Genomic DNA, 20,060 nt, shown 5'->3' with positions numbered 1-20,060 from the left:
CTTAAGTTTCCTTAAGAGTTCCATTGAATTATTTTTTTAAAAGTTATTTTAATACTCGATTCACCTGTGCAAAATTACGACGGTAATAAGGCTCTTTGGTAGAAGAAATAATCACTCCCGAATGTGTTGAAGAATGAATAAATTTAATTTCATCATCTACAACATCGATTACCATTCCAACATGATTGATATGACTTCTTCCGTTAGTTTTAAAGAAAATCAAATCACCTTTTTGCACATTCTCGGTTTCTACTCTTTCACCAAAACTTGACTGTTCTATAGAAGATCTCGGCAATTTTATATCAAAATTTCCGAATGTAGAACACATAAACCCCGAACAATCAAATCCAGCGGTTGTGGTACCTCCACTTCTATATCTTGTTCCTATTTTATCGTATGCTGTTTGTATCAATTGATCGATCAAACCTACATTCGACATATTATTAAACGTTGCGCTTATTGTATCTTTAGGAATTAATTTTATTTGAGACTCTGCCACGTCCACTTCACTCCCCTTTTCAATTTTATCATTAGGAACTTGAATACTCAACTTTGAACCAACCAATAATTTTTGTTGAATAGCAGGATTTTGCTTTTCTAATTCTGCAACAGTAATTCCGTATTTCTTTGCAATTCCGTACTTAGTTTCTTTGGTCAAAACCTCATGAATGATTTCTGATGTCTGAATTTGTGAATCTGCTTTTACCTCTTTATCGTTAACTTCTTTTTCGTCAAGCACGGAAGCCACTTCTTTACTTTCCTTAACCGCAGTAGAAACTTCTTTCGTTTCAGGCTTTTTTACTTCAAGTACAACTTCATTTTCTACTATTTTACCATTACTTGGAATCAAAATAGTTTGTCCAATGCTTAATCCTTTGTTTCCTATTTTTGGATTTGAATTTTGCAATTCTTTTAATGAAACACCATACATCTTTGCAATAACATACAAGGATTCTTTAGCTTTCACTTGGTGCGTTAATGGAGTTGATGCTTCTACCGTCTCAACTATCTCTTGCGTTTTTGAATTGGATAAATTTGCTATCTCTTTTTTAGTCAAACTCGATGGAATAATAATTGTCTGACCAACTTTTAATCCTTCTGTTTCTAATTGAGGATTGGCTTTATAAAGTAGTTCTGTAGTAGTTTTAAATTGCTTTGTAATTCCGTAAATTGTTTCTTTGGTCAATACTTGGTGATTGATATCTATTGTTTTTTCAGAATCAGCAACTACCAATTCATTCGTTTTTTTAGATTCAGAATTTGGAATCTGCAAAACCTGATTAAGTTGTAATGTCTTTTTAGCCTTGGGATTTAGCTTATAAATAGAAACAATAGAAACATTATATTTTTGAGCAATACTAGAAATTGTTTCCCCTTTTACTATGGTGTGTTTGATGTTATTCTCTTGCGAAAAAACACCAACACTACAAAAAATAAACGCTAAAACAATTACTCTTAAAAACTTCATACTTGTATTTTTTTACCTCATTTTTTTCAATACGTACGATTTCGAGGTAATTTATTGAATTTTATCGTATTTCATCCCTCAAAAAGAGATTTTTATCGAGATTTACAAATATAAGTTATTTGTTAGATTTGAAAGTTAAAGGATTACTAAAATTTAAAAAAATGTTACAATAATCTTCTTAGCAGTTGATAATGTTAATTATTAAAACAGTTTACAAACTTTCCAAAATAGCTACATAGTGAAAAACAGTACCTAAAAGCACAAAGAAATGCCAAACAGTATGAAAGTAGTTTTTATGCCCTTTTACATAAAAATAAACGCCTACAGTATAACTCAATCCTCCGGCAAGTATCCACAAAAATACCGGTAAAGGAATCACTCCCCACAAAGGCTTTATCACAAAAACAATCATCCATCCCATCAATAAATAAAACAAAACAGAAAGAAACTTAAAACGATCAACGTAAAAAATCTTAAAAAAAGTTCCCAGCAAAACTATTGACCACATTATTCCCAGAAAAACCAAAGCCGTTTCTTTATTCAAATAAATAACCATCAATGGTGAGTAGGTTCCGGCAATTAGATAGTAAATACTGATGTGATCTGCAATTTTAAGCAACTGTTTCGTTTTCTCTTTTTGTGCCAAATGATACAAAGACGAAAATGAATACACCAATAACATTCCTATTCCAAAAACAATAACGGAAGATTCGGTAATTAAATTGTGCTGTCCGCTTGATTTCATAAGAAGGAACGGCATTCCGATTAAACAAAAAAGCACACCAAGAGCATGTGAAATTCCATTGGCTAATTCTTCGTTGCGCGTTTGTATTCTTACTTCCATTACAGTCTGATTTAATAGTTTTTATTTCAATAAAGATACGATTTCATCATTTAATTTCAACCATTCCGAGGCATAAGCTTTTAAAATTCTGTTCCGTTTACTCCAAACATTTTTTTATAGTAAGATACATTTGCCGAGCTTCTTGTGGAAATCTCTCCTCTACTATTGTGAAAAGCAGGATATTTAAATAAACTCTCGCAAAGACGCAAAGGTTAAGGCAGTTTCTTTGCGTCTTTGCGAGAATTTGACTTGCAAACCCAACTACAATGATAAAAACCCTACAACTTTAAAACTAACCAGTAGCTCTTTACTTATATTTTTAACAAAATACAAAAATAAAGAAAGAAAAAAGCTATGCAAAAAAGCAAAAATAGTTTAGTTTTGATTTTGTAATCTATTATTACAATAACCAATAAAAAACTATTTATGTCAAATTTGCTTAACAATCGCGTAAACGCTACTGCTACGGCAGCACAGGTAACGGCAGTCAAAGCCGCTTTCCAAACTATTCTAACCAATCTTCCTTTTTTGGTGGGTTTAACTGCCGATGAGAGAAAATCATTAATCACTATTGATGTCAGTAACAAGGCGTTTACCGAAGATGCCATTAATGCGGCGGTAAACAATCCAACGCTTGTTCCTTCCTATCTTTCGGTGGCGAATATGCAAAGTGATTTAACACTTTTTACGCAACTGGATGAAATCTCGGGATTGGCAAACCAGCTTTGTGAGCGCATTGAAGACACTAAAATGCTAGCAGGAAGTGAAGCCTACAGTGTGGCACTCGCGCTGTACAAAACCTTTGGTTCGGCAGCCGATGCCGGAGTTCAGGGTGCCGACAGCATAGTCGATCAACTCAAAAAACGTTTCCCAAACAATAGCAGTACAGGAACTACTGCAGCACCTCCTGTACCCGTGCAATAACAACCGTTGCAATGCTAAACTGGCCCCATTATGCTATGGGGCTTTTTTTACCGAAAATAGTGAATCAAAAAACGACCTATGGGGCTTGTTTTCTAGTCTAATAGGGGTGCTTTTGGTTACTAATGCACCCACAAAAACACCCTTAGCCCCCTACAAATAAGGGTCAAACCTCCCTCCTTTAGGGAGTATAGCCCCTCTTTTAATGGAGCAAGACCCCTACTTTATAGTACCCATACACCCTATAAATAATAGTATCGGTACTGCTTTTATGGAGCATAGGGGTGTATAATGGGGTGGTTTGATCACTTTTATTGGGTATAAACTATTTAAAAAAAAACTATTATGACAGACAACAATAAAAAACACAGCCTCGACAGGGGCGATCAGTACCCGCAGGTGGGGAATTTTATCAATTACCATATTTCGCAGCAGCTTGTAACCAAAGCAGATGTAGCCAGAGCACTGAACATACGCCCCAAAGGACTGACAGCCTATTGCAAAAGAGATACGCTGCAGTTTGCCGTTTTATGGAAACTAAGCTTGGCATTGAAACACAATTTTATCGCTCAATTGGGTGAATACCTGCCCTATCGTTTTGAAACCATTCGCGAAAAAGCCTTAAAAGAAGAACTTGCCCAGAAAGAGGCCATCATACAAAAAATGGAAATCCAGATGGAGACTATGAGGGAGTTGATTAAAAAATAAAACGAATTGGAATTATGAGGAAATCAACTATATTTGGTTTTATAAAAAGTGTGTATTATATCACATTTATACACTCCCTTTTGGGCGAATATGTATGATTGAGTTACACATATGAATAAGTTGTGCGATATTTATAAACCCTCGAGAATAAATCATGAATTGGAAATACGAATTCAGGCAATTAATAGAATCTTGTGATGAAAACATAGCTAATATTGAAAAAGCTCAAATTCTAAAAAATCAAAATATACCATCAAAACTCTATAAGTATAGACCTATAAACGAATATTCTCTTAATAACCTTGTAGAAGATACAGTTTGGCTAAATAGCCCAAACGATTATAATGACCCTTATGAATTTTATGAAAACATTGATTTCAAAGCGCTAAACAATGCTATAACTAAAAAGCATATGAATGAATTCCTTGAAATGATGAAAAGTAAAATTCAAGTTAGTCAAGAAATAATCGAAAAAGCAAAAGAAAGTGATGATCCGTTTGAAATAATTGGTAAAGCTTTAATGAAAGAAAACCAATATTCTGATTTAAAATTTGATACATTTTTCAACTTCATTTCAGAATATGTGGCAAAAAACAACCAAAGACTTAGTTCAGAGAAACTTGAATTCATTCAAGATTCAATGAAGGTAAGTTCGTTTTGTGAAGAAAACAATCAGTTTCTTATGTGGAGTCATTATTCAGATTCTCACCGTGGATTTTGCATTGAATACGATATTGATCGGTGGAACAAATCCGATATAAGAAGAAGAATTTTATTTCCAATTCTTTACCAAGATGAAGTTTATAATTCTACACCGCATTTACTAAAGTCAATAAATGGAACTGAATGGAATAATTTATATCCGTTATTATCGGGTAGTACAAAATCAAAAAATTGGGAATATGAAAAAGAATGGAGATTTATAATAAATTTTGGAGCTTCATTTCTTAGGCAAAATTATCCAATGAACTGTCAAACTAAAGTTTTTCTTGGTTACAAAATATCAGAAAACCATAAGAATGAAATTATTGAAATTTGTAAAAAGAAAAATTTACCAGTTTTTCAAACAAAACTAACAGGTAATTATAAGTTAGACTTCGAAGAAATTTAAACATCGCACAACACATGCTACAAGCAATTTGGGTATAAGGCTTAATTTGAAATTGGTTTTGTATTTGAAAGATTTGGTAAATCCGAATAACGGGCTTAATTTAGTCCCAAACCCGCTGTAGTTCCAGAACATTAGCAGACATTACACCACACAATATGATTTCAAAAGACGATTTAGAACAATTACTTGAAAAATATTTCTCAGATTATTCATCGAGCCATATATATCTATTGATAGGATTTTTTGTGACAACAGTTCTGTTTCAAATTTTACAAGCAATCTATGTTTCTAATAAAATTGAAAAGTTTAAAAATGAATTAAAGAGATCTGAAATTAAATTTTCTAGATTTAATACGCTTCAAATAGATGCATTAAAATTAATTTATGACAAAGCTGTAACCCCCACTGGCGCTCGTTTGCAACGAGTGCCTACTTAACTTGTAAAAACAACTCGTAGCGTTTGCAACGCGGTTAACTAAAACAGGAGCAACTTTAAACAAGTATATTCCTGTTTTTTTTATTGCTTTTCTTTTAAAATCAATATATTTGAAAAAAAAGAATGTCTGAGAAGTACAAAGTTATAGATAGTACAGTGCCCACTTTTATTACTATTACTGTTGTTGATTGGGTTGATTTGTTTGTACGTCCCGTTTATTGCAATATCTTAGATGAATCTTTGAATTATTGTATCAAGGAAAAAGGATTGAGCGTACATGCCTATGTCTATATGACAAGTCATATTCATTTAATAGTTTCTGCATTTGATGGGGAGTTGCAAAATGTGATACGTGATTTTAAGAAGTATACCTCTAAAAAATTAATAGTAGCAATACAAGAACATCCAGAAAGTAGACGAGAATGGTTGTTACGAAAATTTAGTTTTGAAGCTCAAAAATCAGGAAGAGCTAAGAATTATAAATTATGGAAAGATGGTTTTCATCCCGTTATTTTAGATACTTTAGAAAAAATGGAACAACGTGTAAAATACATACATTATAATCCAGTTGAAGCAGAAATTGTTTTTCATGAAAGAGATTATGTAAATAGTAGTTATAGAAATTATGAAGAAGATAACACTGTATTTTGTAACTTAAAAGTTGAACCATTATGGTAATATATTTAATGAGCCGCGTTGCAAACGCTACATTTTATCTATTAATATAAGTAGGCACTCGTTGCAAACGAGCGCCAGAGGAGAAATTATGAAGAAGATAACACTGTATTTTGTAACTTAAAAGTTGAACCATTATGGTAATATATTTAATGAGCCGCGTTGCAAACGCTACATTTTATCTATTAATATAAGTAGGCACTCGTTGCAAACGAGCGCCAGAGGAGGAGTCGACACGGATTACAAATCCGCTATCAGTGCCTATCGATGCTTCTTTTTAGGTTTTCCACAAACTGATGTTGGCCAAATCAAAACAAAAATATCATTATGAAAACGAATGCCCTAGCCCTGATGGGAATGCAAAGCCTTGTAAAATAGACTTGTATTTTTTTATTGCTATAAAAGAGCGACCAACGGAAGCTCCTTTTATAGTAATAAAAAAACAAGGATATGAACAAGCTTGAAATGACAGCAGGATTAGCTCCTTATTACATTTACGGTGCCTAAACAAAAAACTCCCAAGTTGCCTTGAGAGTTTTTTTATTTGAATTTTTAAAAACTTATGCGTTAGCTTCAGCCGCAATTAGGTTCAATGCAGAACCTGCAACAAACCAACCTATTTGACTTGCATTATAAGTATGGTTAGCCAAGATGATATCTTTGCTTCCGTCGGCGTGAACGAATTCTATACTCAAAGGTTTTCCTGGAGCGAAATCAACCAAATCAGTGAAGTTGATCGTGTCATCCTCTTGGATTTTGTCATAATCGGCTTCGTTGGCAAATGTCAATCCTAACAGACCTTGTTTTTTAAGATTCGTTTCGTGGATACGGGCAAATGATTTTACCAACACTGCTTTTACGCCCAAGAAACGAGGCTCCATAGCCGCATGCTCGCGAGAAGAACCTTCACCATAGTTGTGATCTCCCACAACAATAGAAGGTATTCCGGCTGCTTTGTAGGCACGAGCTACAGCAGGAACTGCCTCATAAGCACCAGTCAATTGGTTTTTAACAGAATTTGCAGTTTGGTTGAATGCATTGACAGCACCAATCAGCATATTGTTAGAAATATTATCTAAATGTCCACGGAAACGCAACCATGGTCCTGCCATAGAGATGTGATCTGTAGTACATTTTCCGAAAGCTTTGATTAGTAATTTAGCACCAGTAATGTTTTTACCGTCCCATGGATCAAAAGGTGCCAATAACTGTAAACGATCTGAAGTTTCGCTTACTACAATCTTAACGCTTGATCCGTCTTCGGCCGGTGCTTGAAAACCTGCATCTTCAACATCAAAACCTCTTTTTGGTAATTCGTCACCAAACGGAGCGGTTAATTTTACAGCTTCTCCATTATCATTCATTAAAGTATCTGTCAATGGATTGAAATCCAATCTTCCTGAAATAGCCAATGCAGCGACCATTTCTGGCGAAGTTACAAAAGCGTGCGTATTTGGGTTACCATCTGCTCTTTTGGAGAAATTACGGTTGAATGAATGCACGATAGTGTTTTTCTCTTCTTTATCTGCTCCTGCTCTATCCCATTGTCCGATACATGGTCCACAAGCATTGGTGAATACTTTGGTTCCCATTTTTTCGAAAGTGGCTATGATACCATCTCTTTCAATAGTGTAACGAATTTGTTCCGATCCTGGATTGATTCCGAACTCCGCTTTTGGGGTAATTCCGTGTTCAACAGCCTGATTTACGATTGATGCTGCACGAGCCATGTCTTCGTAAGAAGAGTTGGTACAAGAACCAATTAATCCCCACTCAATTTTTATTGGCCATCCATTTGCAGCAGCTTCCGCTTTCATTTTTGAAACTGGAGTTCCGCGGTCTGGCGTGAAAGGCCCGTTGATATGTGGTTCTAATTCTGATAAGTTGATTTCAATAAGTTGGTCAAAATATTGTTCCGGATTAGCATAAACTTCTGGATCGGCAGTCAAGTAAGAAGCTACTTTATCGGCAGCATCAACCACATCCTGACGATCTGTAGCCGTTAAATACCTGCGCATAGAATCATCATAACCAAATGTAGATGTTGTGGCACCAATTTCGGCCCCCATATTACAGATAGTTCCTTTTCCTGTACAAGACATTGAAGTTGCTCCTTCCCCAAAATATTCTACGATAGCTCCAGTTCCGCCTTTTACGGTAAGAATATCGGCTACTTTTAGGATAACGTCTTTTGGAGCTGTCCAACCCGATAATTTTCCAGTCAATTTCACTCCAATTAATTTAGGAAATTTCAGCTCCCAAGACATTCCAGACATTACGTCCACAGCATCTGCACCACCAACACCGATAGCCAACATTCCCAACCCACCTGCATTTACAGTATGTGAATCGGTACCGATCATCATTCCGCCTGGGAAAGCGTAGTTTTCTAAAACAATTTGATGAATAATTCCAGATCCCGGTTTCCAGAAACCAATTCCATATTTATTAGAAACTGATGATAGAAAATCAAAAACTTCTTTAGATTGAGTATTTGCTACCGCTAAATCAGATTTAGCACCGTTTTTAGCTAAAATCAAGTGATCACAGTGAACAGTAGTTGGTACTGCAACTGTTTTCTTTCCTGCATGCATAAATTGCAGCAATGCCATTTGAGCTGTTGCATCTTGACAAGCAACTCTGTCTGGAGCAAAATCAACATAATCAACTCCTCTTCCGTAAGCTTGTTTAACAGTCCCATCCCAAAGGTGACTGTACAAAATCTTCTCCGTTAAAGTAAGCGGGCGACCAACTATTTCGCGTGCTGCATCAACACGAGTTTTCATGTTGGCGTACACTTTTTTTATCATTTCAATATCAAAAGCCATAGCATATAATTGTTTTTGTTATTAATAATTTAATACGGCGCTCCGCAAAGTGTACCAAGTATTTTTTTTTTGCCACAGATTACACTGATTTTCACAGATTTTATTCGCCGGGATAAGGGAAATCTGTGCTAATCAGTGTAATCTGTGGCCATTTTTCAAGCTTGGTATAAGTCACGGATAGTCATTTAATTTAAACATTACAAGTTACAAAAAAAATTAAGTAGTTATCAAAAAAATATGACTGTCCAAGACTAGTGCCATTGCAGTAATATGAGTTCGAATTTCGCTTTACTTTTGACAATTGCAAAAAAAGCCAAATCTCCCCTTTTAGCCCCGATTGCAGTGGAAATCCTTATAAGCCGGTCCCGATAGCTATCGGGAGGCTTATAAGATTGTAACGGAAAGCGGGACCCATGTTTTCCAAAAATGCCTAATCTTTCTGCTCCAAATTTTTATAATCGAAATTTAATGCTGTGAATCGCGGATAGTCATAAAAAAAGCCTGAGTCTTATGAATCAGGCTTTTAAACTATAATTAACTAATTATGTGAATTATTTAACTAATAACTTATGAGAAGGTGCAAACTTAGTTAGATTGATTCCTTCTACTGCAGTTTTATATTCTTCAATAGTTGGAGTTCTACCAAGGATTGTAGATAATACCACAACTGGTGTAGAAGAAAGTAATGATTCTCCTTTTTTACCCTCAGTATCTTCAACAACTCTTCCTTGGAAAAGACGAGTAGAAGTTGCCATTACAGTATCTCCTTTGGCAGCTTTTTCTTGGTTACCCATACAAAGGTTACAACCAGGGCGCTCTAAATACAACATGTTTTCGTATGATGTGCGTGCCGCAGCTTTAGGAACGTTATCGTCAAATTCGAAACCAGAGTATTTTTGTAAAATTTCCCAGTCCCCTTCTGCTTTTAATTCATCAACAATATTATAAGTAGGAGGTGCTACAACTAGTGGCGCTTTAAACTCTACTTTACCTTCTTGCTCATCAATATTTTTAAGCATGTGAGCTAGAATTTTCATATCTCCCTTGTGAACCATACAAGAACCGATAAATCCAAGATCTACTTTTTTAACCCCTCCGTAGAAAGATAAAGGTCTGATGGTATCGTGAGTATATCTTTTAGAAACATCAGCATTATTAACATCTGGATCTGCAATCATTGGCTCAGCAATCACATCAAGATCTACAACAACTTCTGCATAATATTTAGCGTTTGCATCTGGTCTTAGCGCTGGTTTTTCACCTGATATAATTTCAGCGATTCTCTTATCAGCTATAGCAATCAATCCCTTAAGAACTTCATTTTTGTTATCCATTCCTTTGTCGATCATAATCTGAATTCTACCTTTCGCCATCTCTAGTGATTCGATCAAAGTATAATCTTCAGAAATACAGATAGAAGCTTTTGCTTTCATTTCTGCTGTCCAGTCCGTAAACGTAAACGCTTGATCCGCATTAAGAGTTCCTAAGTGAACCTCAATAATTCTTCCTTGGAATACATTTTCTCCACCAAATGTTTTAAGCATCTGAGCTTGTGTAGCATGAACTACATCACGGAAATCCATATATCCTTTCATATCTCCTTTGAAAGTTACCTTTACTGATTCTGGAATTGGCATTGAAGCTTCACCAGTAGCAAGAGCAAGAGCAACAGTTCCTGAGTCAGCACCAAAAGCAACCCCTTTAGACATTCTTGTATGAGAGTCACCACCAATGATGATAGCCCACTCATTTACAGTAATATCATTAAGTACTTTGTGAATTACATCAGTCATTGAATGATAAACGCCTTTCGGGTCACGAGCAGTGATTAATCCGAAGTCGTTCATGAATTTCATTAATCTAGGAATATTTGCTTTCGATTTATTATCCCAGACTGAAGCTGTGTGACAACCCGATTGATAAGCGCCGTCAACGATTGGTGAAATCACAGTAGCAGCCATAGACTCTAACTCCTGAGAAGTCATCAAACCAGTTGTATCTTGTGAACCTACAATATTTACAGTAACACGAACATCTGAACCAGCATGTAAAATTTTACCCGGAGTTGTTCCAACAGCATTTTTATTAAATATCTTTTCTACAGCGGTAAGACCTTGTCCTTCAATAGAAACTTCTTTTGACGGAGCATAAACAGGAACAATAGGAATACCAAGAGTCTTTGAAGCAAATGTTTGCAGTTTTTTTCCAAACACGATAGCATAAGAACCACCAGCTTTTATAAATTCAATTTTCTGAGGAGTAAATGCCTTAGAAATATCTATTAATTCTTTATCGCCGTTGTAAAGTTTTTTTGTTTTTGTGTTAATTGTAAGAACAGTACCAGTAGCAACAGAGTATACTTCTTCTAGAACAGGATCACCGCTTTCATTACGAACAACGTTACCATTTTCGTCAAGCTTTTTTACCCAGTTTTTAAGATCAAGACCAATACCACCAGTAACATCAACAGTTGTTAGAAAAATTGGAGAAATACCATTTGTTCCTGCAACGATTGGAGCAATATTAATAAATGGAACATATGGACTTGCTTGTTTTCCAGTCCAAAGCGCCACGTTGTTTACACCTGACATTCTTGAAGAACCCACACCCATAGTACCTTTTTCAGCGATTAACATCACGCTCTTATCAGGATTAGCTGTTGCTAATGCTTTAATTTCAGCTTGTGCTTCAGGAGAAATTAAACATTTTCCATGAAGTTCACGATCTGAACGAGAGTGCGCTTGGTTTCCTGGAGAAAGTAAATCAGTTGAAATATCTCCTTCACCAGCAATATATGTAATTACCTTAATTTCTTCTGCAATCTCAGGTAATTTAGTAAAAAACTCAGCCTTAGCGTAGCTCTCTAGAATATCCTTAGCTATCTCGTTACCACTTTTGAAAGCTGCTTCTAAACGATCTGTATCGGCCTCATAAAGAAAAACTTGTGTTTTTAAAACTTCAGCAGCTTGTTTTGCAATAGCAACATCATTACCTAAAGCTAAATCAAGTAATACCTTTATAGAAGTTCCACCTTTCATGTGTGACAACAACTCTAACGCAAAAGCAGGAGTAATTTCAGCAACTACTGATTGACCTAGAACGATTTCTTTTAAAAAATTAGCTTTAACATTAGCAGCAGGAGTAGTTCCTGGTACAACATTATAAATAAAGAATTTAAGAGAATCCTCTCTGTACTCGTTATTCAAATCTTTAATTTGTACAATGATTTCGCTTAGCAATTCAGCACCATCAATTGGCTTCGGGTTAAGCCCTTGGTTTTTTCTTTCTTCAATCTCTTGAATGTAATCCTTATAAGTCATAACAGAAGTCTTTTATTGGTATTTTTATTTTTTTGTACGCAAATTTAGGAATTAAAGCTGATAATTAAAAAAAATTTAATGGATGTGCCATTTTTAAAAATTATTATTGCAAAATAAAAGATTTTGATGCGTTAAAATGAGAAATAAGCATATTTCAACTATCAATTTTACAAATTCAGCAATTTCAAAATTGGATTTTAACAAAAATAAAAACTATTGTTAAAACAAAAAGTGCTACATTCCTATTGGAATATAACACTTTTCAATAATTTCTTATTTTTTACTTTTAAATCAGCTTATCAATTATCATTTCCTCAGAAATTCCTTCAGCATCAGCTTTGTAGTTTTTAATGATTCGGTGTCTTAATATCCCGGTTGCAACTGCTTTTACATCTTCAATATCTGGTGAAAATTTACCATGAAAAGCAGCATTAGCTTTGGCAGCCAAAATCAAATTCTGCGATGCTCTAGGCCCAGCTCCCCAATCCAGATAATTTTTCACAAAACCATTGGAAAGCACATTATCAGGACGAGTTTTACTTACCAGTGTTACGGCATATTCGACCACATTATCAGCAACAGGAATTCGACGAATCAAATGCTGAAAATCTATAATTTCTTGAGCTGTAAACAATGCATTTATCTTTACATTAGAATCTGCAGTTGTACGCTTCACTACTTGAACTTCTTCCTCAAAAGAAGGATATTCCAATTTTATGGCAAACATAAATCGGTCTAATTGCGCTTCAGGTAAAGGATAAGTTCCTTCCTGCTCAATAGGATTTTGCGTAGCCAATACAAAATAAGGCAAACTCAATTTATGATTGGCGCCAGCAATCGTAACCGATCTTTCTTGCATTGCTTCTAACAAAGCCGCTTGTGTTTTTGGAGGAGTTCTATTGATTTCATCAGCCAAAATAATATTGGAAAATATAGGCCCTTTTATAAATTTAAACTGTCTATTTTCATCTAATATTTCACTTCCTAATATATCCGATGGCATTAAATCTGGTGTAAATTGAATTCTTTTAAAATCCAATCCTAAAGCTTGCGCCAATGTATTTACCAATAAAGTTTTGGCCAGTCCAGGAACTCCAACCAACAAGGCATGACCTCCTGAGAAAATACAAAGCAAAATTTGATCAACAACCGCTTCTTGACCAACAATAATTTTGGCAATTTCTTTTTTTAATTCGTTACGCTTTTCAACTAAATTTTGTATCGCAGTTACATCCGACATTTTATATTTTTTTTTTAAAATTAAAAAGAGTTAGCTCTATGAAAACATAAAACTAACTCTTTTTATTTATTTAATGAAAATTATTTTTTAACCCAATTATTTACAAAAGTACAATCTTTATATTCATCAACTATTTTAATATAAGTGTCCTTTATCTTAGTGTCAAACCATTTTCCAATCGCTTTAAATTGTTTTTCTTTTAAGGCTAGATCTTTAATCTTGATATAATCCTTAGCATAATCAGCAGTATGCGAATCTATTCTGTTGGTTACAATCATAATTTTATAATCTTTTTTCCCCTGAACATCTTCTAAAAACGGCATAGAAATTTCATTATCTTTCAAATTAGAAACCTGACTATATATAGAAGGATCCATTTTAGTCAATTCAAAACGTGTATCTTGTGTTTTAGGATTCACCAAAGTTCCACCATTAGCCCTCGTTTCTTTTTCATCAGACATTGTTCTTGCCGCTTCCGCAAAAGTGATTTCTTTATCCTCAATCTTCTTTCTTATCAAAGTAATTTTCTCTTTAGCCTCTTTCAAAGATTCTTGAGAAACTACTGGAGATATCAATATATGTCTCAATTCAATTTCCTGGCCTTTAATCTTTTCCACATAAATTATATGATACCCATAAATAGTTTCAAAAGGTTCCGAAATCTCACCTTCAGCAAGACTAAACGCGACATCTTTAAACTCTTTTAGAAAAGGAGTTTTACGGGTCATTTTATAATACCCTCCATTTTTACTGGATCCTGGATCTTCTGAATACAATACTGCTTTGGTCGCAAAACTCGATCCTTCAAGACATTCTTTTCTAAAACTATTCAGTTTATCAATTACCTTTTTCTTATCTTCATCAGTCACTTTAGGCTTTACCACGATTTGGGCTACTTCTAATTCTGCACCAAAAACAGGTAAATCTGCAGTTGGTATTTTTTTAAAAAATTCACGAACTTCTTCAGGAGTTATTTCAACTTTTTCAACAATTTTTTTTGTCATTTCAGATGTAAGCTTTTGCTCTTTCAAAACATCAAAGAAATAAGTTCTAAACTCTTCTTCTGAATCCTTTTGATAGTATTTAACTAACTTATCCATAGATCCGATTTGCTCGATCATATAACTTAATCTTTCGTCCATCATCCCTTTTACTTCAGAATCGCTAACTATGATACTATCCTGAACCGCTTGATGAGCGTACAATTTTTGCTCTAACAGATTACCTAAAATTTGACATCTAGTTACATCTTTTACTGATCCTCCTGAAGCCGTAATCTCCAAAAAACCTTTATCAATATCAGAATCCAGAATAATATAATCCCCAACAGTGGCTACAACTCCATCAATCTTAAGTTTTTTTCCAGAAGGAACTACTGGTTTTGCAACAGCAACAACACTATCTTTTATAACTTCTTGAGCATTTACAAAGGTTAAAGCAGAAAACAAAAGAAAAAAAGTCAGCATAACTTTGTTGGTTATGGATTTCATTTGTACAATTTTTGAAGGCATTTTTTATATTTTATATTATTATTATTTTAAATAGAGTTTGTTTCGAATAAACCGCATCCTACTTAAATAGAACACTTTAAAACAAATCAAGTTTATTTACCTTAAGCTCCTCAGAATTAAAAGACATTAATTCAACAAAATACTTACAATTTTCGGAATTTAAACCGAACAAAAATAACAATTCGATTGCATTAAACAAGTTTCCTTAGTAGTATTAACAAAAAATTATTAAGTTCTTCAATGCGCATTTATCCATAGTTTCCAATTCAAAAATCAGATTCTACTTTGAAAAAGTAAAATCTTAAAAAATTCTGATTAATACCTTATAATAAACTGTTTTTTTCATTTCATTCATTATACCTAATTTATTGAATTAACATTTATTGCTATTTAAAATATCAAATTAATACTTTAAGTCAGTTAAATTATGTTTTATGTTTTTACTAATCCTTCAAAAAACATTTGATAAAATCAGAATACCTAAAAAACAAATGTATAAGCCGCTAATTAATAGCATTTTACAATAATTTATAAACACTACATCGTTGTAGTAGTCTTCTGAAATAAAAAAATTACAAATCTTATTACATTTTAAATACATTCGCTACGCTAAAAAGTTAATCTGATAATTTACAGCTAATTAAAAAAGAAAAAAAAGCTCAAAACTAAAACAGATTTTCATAAGCACAAAATCTCTATTAAACCCAAAAAAACCAATTACTAACCTTAAATTAACCAAATTATGAAGAAACCAATTTTTAAAATGCTTTTATTAACCGCTCTACTGGCGGGACTTTATTCGTGCAATTCATCGGATGAAATCACTAATTCAGACACATCAGCCACAACACCTTTCAAGGTTATAAATGTGACAACACATGACGGTCGCCCATTTAGCCTCGGAATTTCAAAAACATCTCTTACTGGAAAATATGTTGACAATCCTGGAGGAGGTGTAATGATGCAAGCCTTTTACTGGGATGTCCCTTCTGGTGGAAATTGGTGGAATACTGTCGGAACAAAAGTAACAGCTTGGGGAAATGCAGGTATTGGTTCAATCTGGCTACCGCCAGCCTCTAAAGCTCAAAACGGAGCTTTCTCAATGGGATATGATCCTACCGATTACTTTGATTTTGGAGATTATAATCAAAATGGTTCTGTAGAAACTCGTTTTGGCTCAAAAACTGAATTAGTCAATTTAATCACAAAAGCTCACGCCGAAAACATGAAAGTCTATGCTGACATTGTAATCAACCACAACAGTGGAGGAGCTTCTGAAAGCAATCCATTTACAGGAACTAACACTTGGACAAATTTTACGGGGATAGCATCTGGAAAATTCAAAAGAACGTACGCCGATTTTTACAAAAATTCCTTCGGCAACAATGACGAAGGTTCATTTGGAGGATTTCCAGATTTATGTCATGCCGCACCAAATGTGCAAGATTGGCTTTGGAAAAGAACAGACGGTGTAGGTAAATATTACAAAAACACCATGAAATTTGACGGATGGAGATTTGACTACGTTAAAGGTTTCGGTTCCTGGGTAATAAGAGACTGGAATGCAAATGTCGGCGGATTTTCTGTTGGAGAATTGTGGGATTCCAACGTAAACGTTCTGAATGACTGGGCAAACAATGCAAACAGCTCTGTATTCGATTTTGCTTGCTATTATAAAATGAATGACGCTTTTGATGGAAATAATCTAAATTTATTGACCGACGACATGATGTGGAAAAGAAATCCATATAAAGCAGTCACTTTTGTAACCAATCACGATACTGATGAAATTTGGGCAAAAGAATTAGCCTATGCATACATTCTTACTCATGAAGGTTACCCAACAATTTTTTACAGAGATTATGAAGAATGGCTTAATAAAGCAAAATTGAATAACCTTATCTGGATTCACAACAACAAAGCTACAGGAAACACTTCAATATTATATGCTGATAACGACGAATATATCGCCCGAAGAAATGGTTATAATGGCAATCCTGGATTAGTAGTTTACATTAATAATTCTACAGCTACCTTGGAAAGATGGATTCAAACTAATTGGAGTTCAAAACAAATCAAAGACTTTACAGGAAATTCTACTTGGTATCCTACAACTCAAGGAGATCAATGGGTAAAAATACAATGTCCGCCAAAAAGTTATACTGTTTGGTCACTAAACATCTAATACTGCTTATTTACAAATTAAAGCTATCCGATATGGGTAGCTTTTTTTGTTTTTTTTAGAACAATCACAATAATGAGCATATAACTACCTCTTTTATTATAACTATATTTTTTTATATAGAATTTATAAATAGTACTTTTGCAAACTATTGATATAAAAATATGAGTTTTTTAAAAGAAATACAAAGACGACGCACTTTTGGGATTATTTCACACCCCGATGCCGGAAAAACAACACTAACTGAAAAATTACTTCTTTTTGGAGGAGCTATTCAAGAAGCTGGTGCGGTTAAAAATAATAAAATAAAAAAAGGAGCGACGAGCGATTTCATGGAAATTGAGCGTCAGAGAGGAATTTCTGTTTCCACTTCTGTTTTGGCCTTTAATTACAAAGAAAAAAAAATAAACATTCTTGACACACCTGGTCACAAGGATTTTGCTGAAGACACCTTTAGAACGTTAACTGCTGTTGATAGTGTAATTGTTGTAATTGATGTCGCTAAAGGTGTCGAAGAACAAACAGAAAAACTGGTTGCCGTATGTAGAATGCGTAAAATCCCAATCATTGTTTTTATCAATAAATTAGACCGTGAAGGAAAAGACGCATTTGACTTAATGGACGAAGTGGAACAAAAACTTGGATTAACAGTTACTCCACTAAGTTTCCCAATCGGAATGGGGTATGACTTTCAGGGTATTTACAATCTTTGGGAACAAAATATCAATTTATTTAGTGGTGATAGTCGAAAAAACATTGAAGAAACAATCGCTTTCTCTGATGTTCAAAATCCTGAATTAGAAAAAATAATTGGTCAAAAACCTGCTGATCGTTTACGTGAGGAATTAGAATTAATAGACGAAGTTTATCCAAAATTTGATCGCCAAGATTATTTGGACGGTAAATTACAACCTGTCTTTTTTGGCTCTGCCTTAAATAATTTTGGAGTTCGAGAATTGTTAGATTGTTTTGTAGCTATCGCGCCATCGCCTAGACCAAAAGATTCCGAAACTAGACTAGTTGACCCAAAAGAAGAAAAAATGACTGGATTTGTATTTAAAATCCATGCCAACATGGATCCTAAACACAGAGACCGTTTGGCATTTATAAAAATCGTTTCCGGTACTTTTGAAAGAAACAAACCTTACTATCATGTTCGCCAGAAAAAGAACTTGAAATTCTCAAGTCCAAATGCTTTTTTTGCTGAGAAAAAAGAAATAGTTGACATCTCATATCCTGGAGACATCGTTGGATTACACGATACTGGAAATTTCAAAATTGGCGATACTTTGACCGAGGGAGAAATCATGAGTTTCAAAGGAATTCCAAGTTTTTCTCCTGAGCACTTTAGATACATCAATAATGCCGATCCAATGAAAGCCAAACAGCTTGACAAAGGAGTCGATCAATTAATGGATGAAGGTGTAGCTCAATTATTCACATTAGAAATGAACAATCGAAAAGTTATTGGAACCGTCGGAGCGTTACAATATGAAGTTATTCAATACCGATTGGAGCACGAATACGGTGCAAAATGTACCTATGAAAATTTCCCAGTTCACAAAGCCTGTTGGGTAAAACCTGATGATGCAAAGAATGAAGAGTTTAAAGAATTCAAACGCATAAAGCAAAAATTTCTAGCAAAAGACAAATACAATCAATTAGTATTTCTTGCGGATTCTGATTTTACCATTCAAATGACACAAAGTAAATACCCAAGTGTTAAATTATTTTTCACCTCTGAATTTGATTAAATTCATCATAAATATAAACAAAAAAAAACGCCAACATAAAGTTGGCGTTTTTTGTTTATACAAATTAAATTTAACCCTAAATTCTAACAAGATTTAATATTTATCGCTTTTTTTAAAAGCGTTTTTATCAATAAATGATTTGGCTCTCTACCCGAAGTTATAACACTTTTTTTAGAATAAGATGAATCATTAGATATAGTACCATTGACATCTTCTTTCGTTCCCATAAACCACAAAATAAAACTCATATTTGAATTCGATTCTGAAGTTGATACTCTCACAGGAGTTGTATCATCAGAACTACCATTTTGATTTATAGCAACTTCGTTTGAAGAAATCGAAAAATCAGACTTTTGGGCAAAAACAGTAGAGCTAGTAAACAAAACAAAAATAACTAAAATCAAAAATTGAATTTTATTATTACTCTTTTTCACTATTTTAAAAATTCCACTCATTTTTTTTCGTCCGTGATGAATTAAGAAATATCAACAGGCCGCGAAAGTACTTGAATAGACAACTCAAAAAAAAAAAAGTCGCCAAAGGGTCAAAAAATCCGTTTAAGTACAAAAAAACGTGAAACTGAGTACAATAGAGTGAAATTAATCTTTCCACACAAATCAAAATTCAACACAAAATTCAGAACATATTTATTAAATATATTTGACAACAATATTTCTATAAATAAAAAAAGACTCCATTTCTGGAGTCTTCATTTTTCAAATTATGCTTGTCCAGTTGGACCAAAATTTATGGGAATCGCAGGTTGTTCAACCTCTTTGATTTCACCATGAGTTACTTCAAAACGGTGAATATTTTCACCCAACGCTTTGAGTAACCTTTTAGCATGTTGTGGAGTCAAAACAATTCTTGATTTCACTTTTGCTTTTGGAACACCTGGCATAATACATACAAAATCTAATACAAATTCAGATGAAGAATGATTGATTATAGCTAAATTGGAATAAATACCTTCAGCTACTTTTTCATCTAATTCTATGTTAATCTGCTCTTGTTGTTGTTTAGAATTGCTCATAAAAGTTATTTTTATCAAAATTCTCTCCC

Annotated in this window: 15 protein-coding genes; 7 read left to right on the top strand and 8 right to left on the bottom strand. The window is 33.9% G+C overall.

Annotated features, from left to right (window positions below; all coding sequences use genetic code 11):
• Nucleotides 1-43 precede the first annotated feature (43 nt).
• Together HQN62_RS06600 and trhA are read right to left on the bottom strand one after the other, a co-directional pair.
• Entirely contained in the window at nt 44-1,468 is a 1,425-nt protein-coding gene (locus tag HQN62_RS06600) for a C40 family peptidase (protein ID WP_173503762.1), read from the bottom strand.
• 211 nt (nt 1,469-1,679) lie between these two features.
• Nucleotides 1,680-2,312, bottom strand: a complete 633-nt coding sequence (gene trhA, locus HQN62_RS06595; RefSeq protein ID WP_173503761.1) for a PAQR family membrane homeostasis protein TrhA — start codon at nt 2,310-2,312, stop codon at nt 1,680-1,682.
• Between the two features lie 426 nt (nt 2,313-2,738).
• On the opposite strand from trhA, the gene HQN62_RS06590 reads away from it, so the two are divergent.
• From HQN62_RS06590 to HQN62_RS06570, 5 genes are all read left to right on the top strand, one after another.
• Nucleotides 2,739-3,236, top strand: a complete 498-nt coding sequence (locus HQN62_RS06590) for a hypothetical protein (RefSeq protein ID WP_173503760.1) — start codon at nt 2,739-2,741, stop codon at nt 3,234-3,236.
• A gap of 342 nt (nt 3,237-3,578) precedes the next feature.
• Nucleotides 3,579-3,941: a hypothetical protein gene (locus HQN62_RS06585; protein ID WP_173503759.1), complete on the top strand. Its 363-nt coding sequence runs from the start codon at nt 3,579-3,581 to the stop codon at nt 3,939-3,941.
• A 154-nt stretch (nt 3,942-4,095) separates the two neighbouring features.
• The gene (locus HQN62_RS06580; protein WP_173503758.1) at nt 4,096-5,052 is read left to right on the top strand and encodes a DUF2971 domain-containing protein; all 957 of its coding nucleotides are present in this window, start codon (nt 4,096-4,098) and stop codon (nt 5,050-5,052) included.
• Between the two features lie 155 nt (nt 5,053-5,207).
• Entirely contained in the window at nt 5,208-5,489 is a 282-nt protein-coding gene (locus HQN62_RS06575) for a hypothetical protein (protein WP_173503757.1), read from the top strand.
• Between the two features lie 122 nt (nt 5,490-5,611).
• Nucleotides 5,612-6,166, top strand: a complete 555-nt coding sequence (locus tag HQN62_RS06570) for an REP-associated tyrosine transposase (protein ID WP_173503756.1) — start codon at nt 5,612-5,614, stop codon at nt 6,164-6,166.
• Between the two features lie 557 nt (nt 6,167-6,723).
• Here HQN62_RS06570 and HQN62_RS06565 read toward each other — a convergent pair.
• The 4 genes from HQN62_RS06565 to HQN62_RS06550 all read right to left on the bottom strand — a co-directional run bounded on the left by HQN62_RS06565 (nt 6,724) and on the right by HQN62_RS06550 (nt 15,041).
• The gene (locus HQN62_RS06565; protein ID WP_173503755.1) at nt 6,724-8,991 is read right to left on the bottom strand and encodes an aconitate hydratase; all 2,268 of its coding nucleotides are present in this window, start codon (nt 8,989-8,991) and stop codon (nt 6,724-6,726) included.
• Between the two features lie 551 nt (nt 8,992-9,542).
• The gene (locus HQN62_RS06560; protein ID WP_173503754.1) at nt 9,543-12,311 is read right to left on the bottom strand and encodes a bifunctional aconitate hydratase 2/2-methylisocitrate dehydratase; all 2,769 of its coding nucleotides are present in this window, start codon (nt 12,309-12,311) and stop codon (nt 9,543-9,545) included.
• 286 nt (nt 12,312-12,597) lie between these two features.
• Nucleotides 12,598-13,551: an AAA family ATPase gene (locus tag HQN62_RS06555; RefSeq protein ID WP_173503753.1), complete on the bottom strand. Its 954-nt coding sequence runs from the start codon at nt 13,549-13,551 to the stop codon at nt 12,598-12,600.
• An 80-nt stretch (nt 13,552-13,631) separates the two neighbouring features.
• Nucleotides 13,632-15,041, bottom strand: coding sequence for a peptidylprolyl isomerase (locus tag HQN62_RS06550; RefSeq protein ID WP_371811638.1), 1,410 nt, complete (start codon nt 15,039-15,041; stop codon nt 13,632-13,634).
• 763 nt (nt 15,042-15,804) lie between these two features.
• On the opposite strand from HQN62_RS06550, the gene HQN62_RS06545 reads away from it, so the two are divergent.
• Both HQN62_RS06545 and HQN62_RS06540 read left to right on the top strand, forming a co-directional pair.
• Nucleotides 15,805-17,247, top strand: a complete 1,443-nt coding sequence (locus HQN62_RS06545) for an alpha-amylase (RefSeq protein WP_173503751.1) — start codon at nt 15,805-15,807, stop codon at nt 17,245-17,247.
• A gap of 161 nt (nt 17,248-17,408) precedes the next feature.
• Nucleotides 17,409-18,998 carry a peptide chain release factor 3 gene (locus HQN62_RS06540; protein ID WP_173503750.1) on the top strand — a complete coding sequence of 530 codons (1,590 nt, stop codon included), beginning with the start codon at nt 17,409-17,411 and terminating at the stop codon, nt 18,996-18,998.
• A gap of 83 nt (nt 18,999-19,081) precedes the next feature.
• On the opposite strand, the gene HQN62_RS06535 is transcribed toward HQN62_RS06540, so the two are convergent.
• Nucleotides 19,082-19,453 (bottom strand): hypothetical protein, encoded by a 372-nt coding sequence (locus HQN62_RS06535; RefSeq protein ID WP_173503749.1) that lies wholly within the window; start codon nt 19,451-19,453, stop codon nt 19,082-19,084.
• A 266-nt stretch (nt 19,454-19,719) separates the two neighbouring features.
• Complete coding sequence (locus tag HQN62_RS06530) at nt 19,720-20,031, bottom strand: DUF3467 domain-containing protein (protein WP_116795918.1); 312 nt, start codon at nt 20,029-20,031, stop codon at nt 19,720-19,722.
• Nucleotides 20,032-20,060: the final 29 nt, after the last annotated feature.

The organism is Flavobacterium sp. M31R6, from assembly GCF_013284035.1.
Taxonomy (GTDB): domain Bacteria; phylum Bacteroidota; class Bacteroidia; order Flavobacteriales; family Flavobacteriaceae; genus Flavobacterium.
The sequence above is the reverse complement of the archived record's forward strand: the minus strand, read 5'-3'. Positions and strand labels throughout refer to the sequence as shown.

Bases quoted from the DNA above. Each gene is read 5' to 3' on its own strand.
- HQN62_RS06590 (WP_173503760.1), top strand. From the start codon at position 2,739: ATGTCAAATTTGCTTAACAATCGCGTAAACGCTACTGCTACGGCAGCA.
- HQN62_RS06535 (WP_173503749.1), bottom strand. From the start codon at position 19,453: ATGAGTGGAATTTTTAAAATAGTGAAAAAGAGTAATAATAAAATTCAA.
- HQN62_RS06540 (WP_173503750.1), top strand. From the start codon at position 17,409: ATGAGTTTTTTAAAAGAAATACAAAGACGACGCACTTTTGGGATTATT.
- HQN62_RS06570 (WP_173503756.1), top strand. From the start codon at position 5,612: ATGTCTGAGAAGTACAAAGTTATAGATAGTACAGTGCCCACTTTTATT.
- HQN62_RS06560 (WP_173503754.1), bottom strand. From the start codon at position 12,311: ATGACTTATAAGGATTACATTCAAGAGATTGAAGAAAGAAAAAACCAA.
- trhA (WP_173503761.1), bottom strand. From the start codon at position 2,312: ATGGAAGTAAGAATACAAACGCGCAACGAAGAATTAGCCAATGGAATT.
- HQN62_RS06575 (WP_173503757.1), top strand. From the start codon at position 5,208: ATGATTTCAAAAGACGATTTAGAACAATTACTTGAAAAATATTTCTCA.
- HQN62_RS06545 (WP_173503751.1), top strand. From the start codon at position 15,805: ATGAAGAAACCAATTTTTAAAATGCTTTTATTAACCGCTCTACTGGCG.
- HQN62_RS06565 (WP_173503755.1), bottom strand. From the start codon at position 8,991: ATGGCTTTTGATATTGAAATGATAAAAAAAGTGTACGCCAACATGAAA.
- HQN62_RS06530 (WP_116795918.1), bottom strand. From the start codon at position 20,031: ATGAGCAATTCTAAACAACAACAAGAGCAGATTAACATAGAATTAGAT.
- HQN62_RS06585 (WP_173503759.1), top strand. From the start codon at position 3,579: ATGACAGACAACAATAAAAAACACAGCCTCGACAGGGGCGATCAGTAC.
- HQN62_RS06600 (WP_173503762.1), bottom strand. From the start codon at position 1,468: ATGAAGTTTTTAAGAGTAATTGTTTTAGCGTTTATTTTTTGTAGTGTT.
- HQN62_RS06580 (WP_173503758.1), top strand. From the start codon at position 4,096: ATGAATTGGAAATACGAATTCAGGCAATTAATAGAATCTTGTGATGAA.
- HQN62_RS06550 (WP_371811638.1), bottom strand. From the start codon at position 15,041: ATGAAATCCATAACCAACAAAGTTATGCTGACTTTTTTTCTTTTGTTT.
- HQN62_RS06555 (WP_173503753.1), bottom strand. From the start codon at position 13,551: ATGTCGGATGTAACTGCGATACAAAATTTAGTTGAAAAGCGTAACGAA.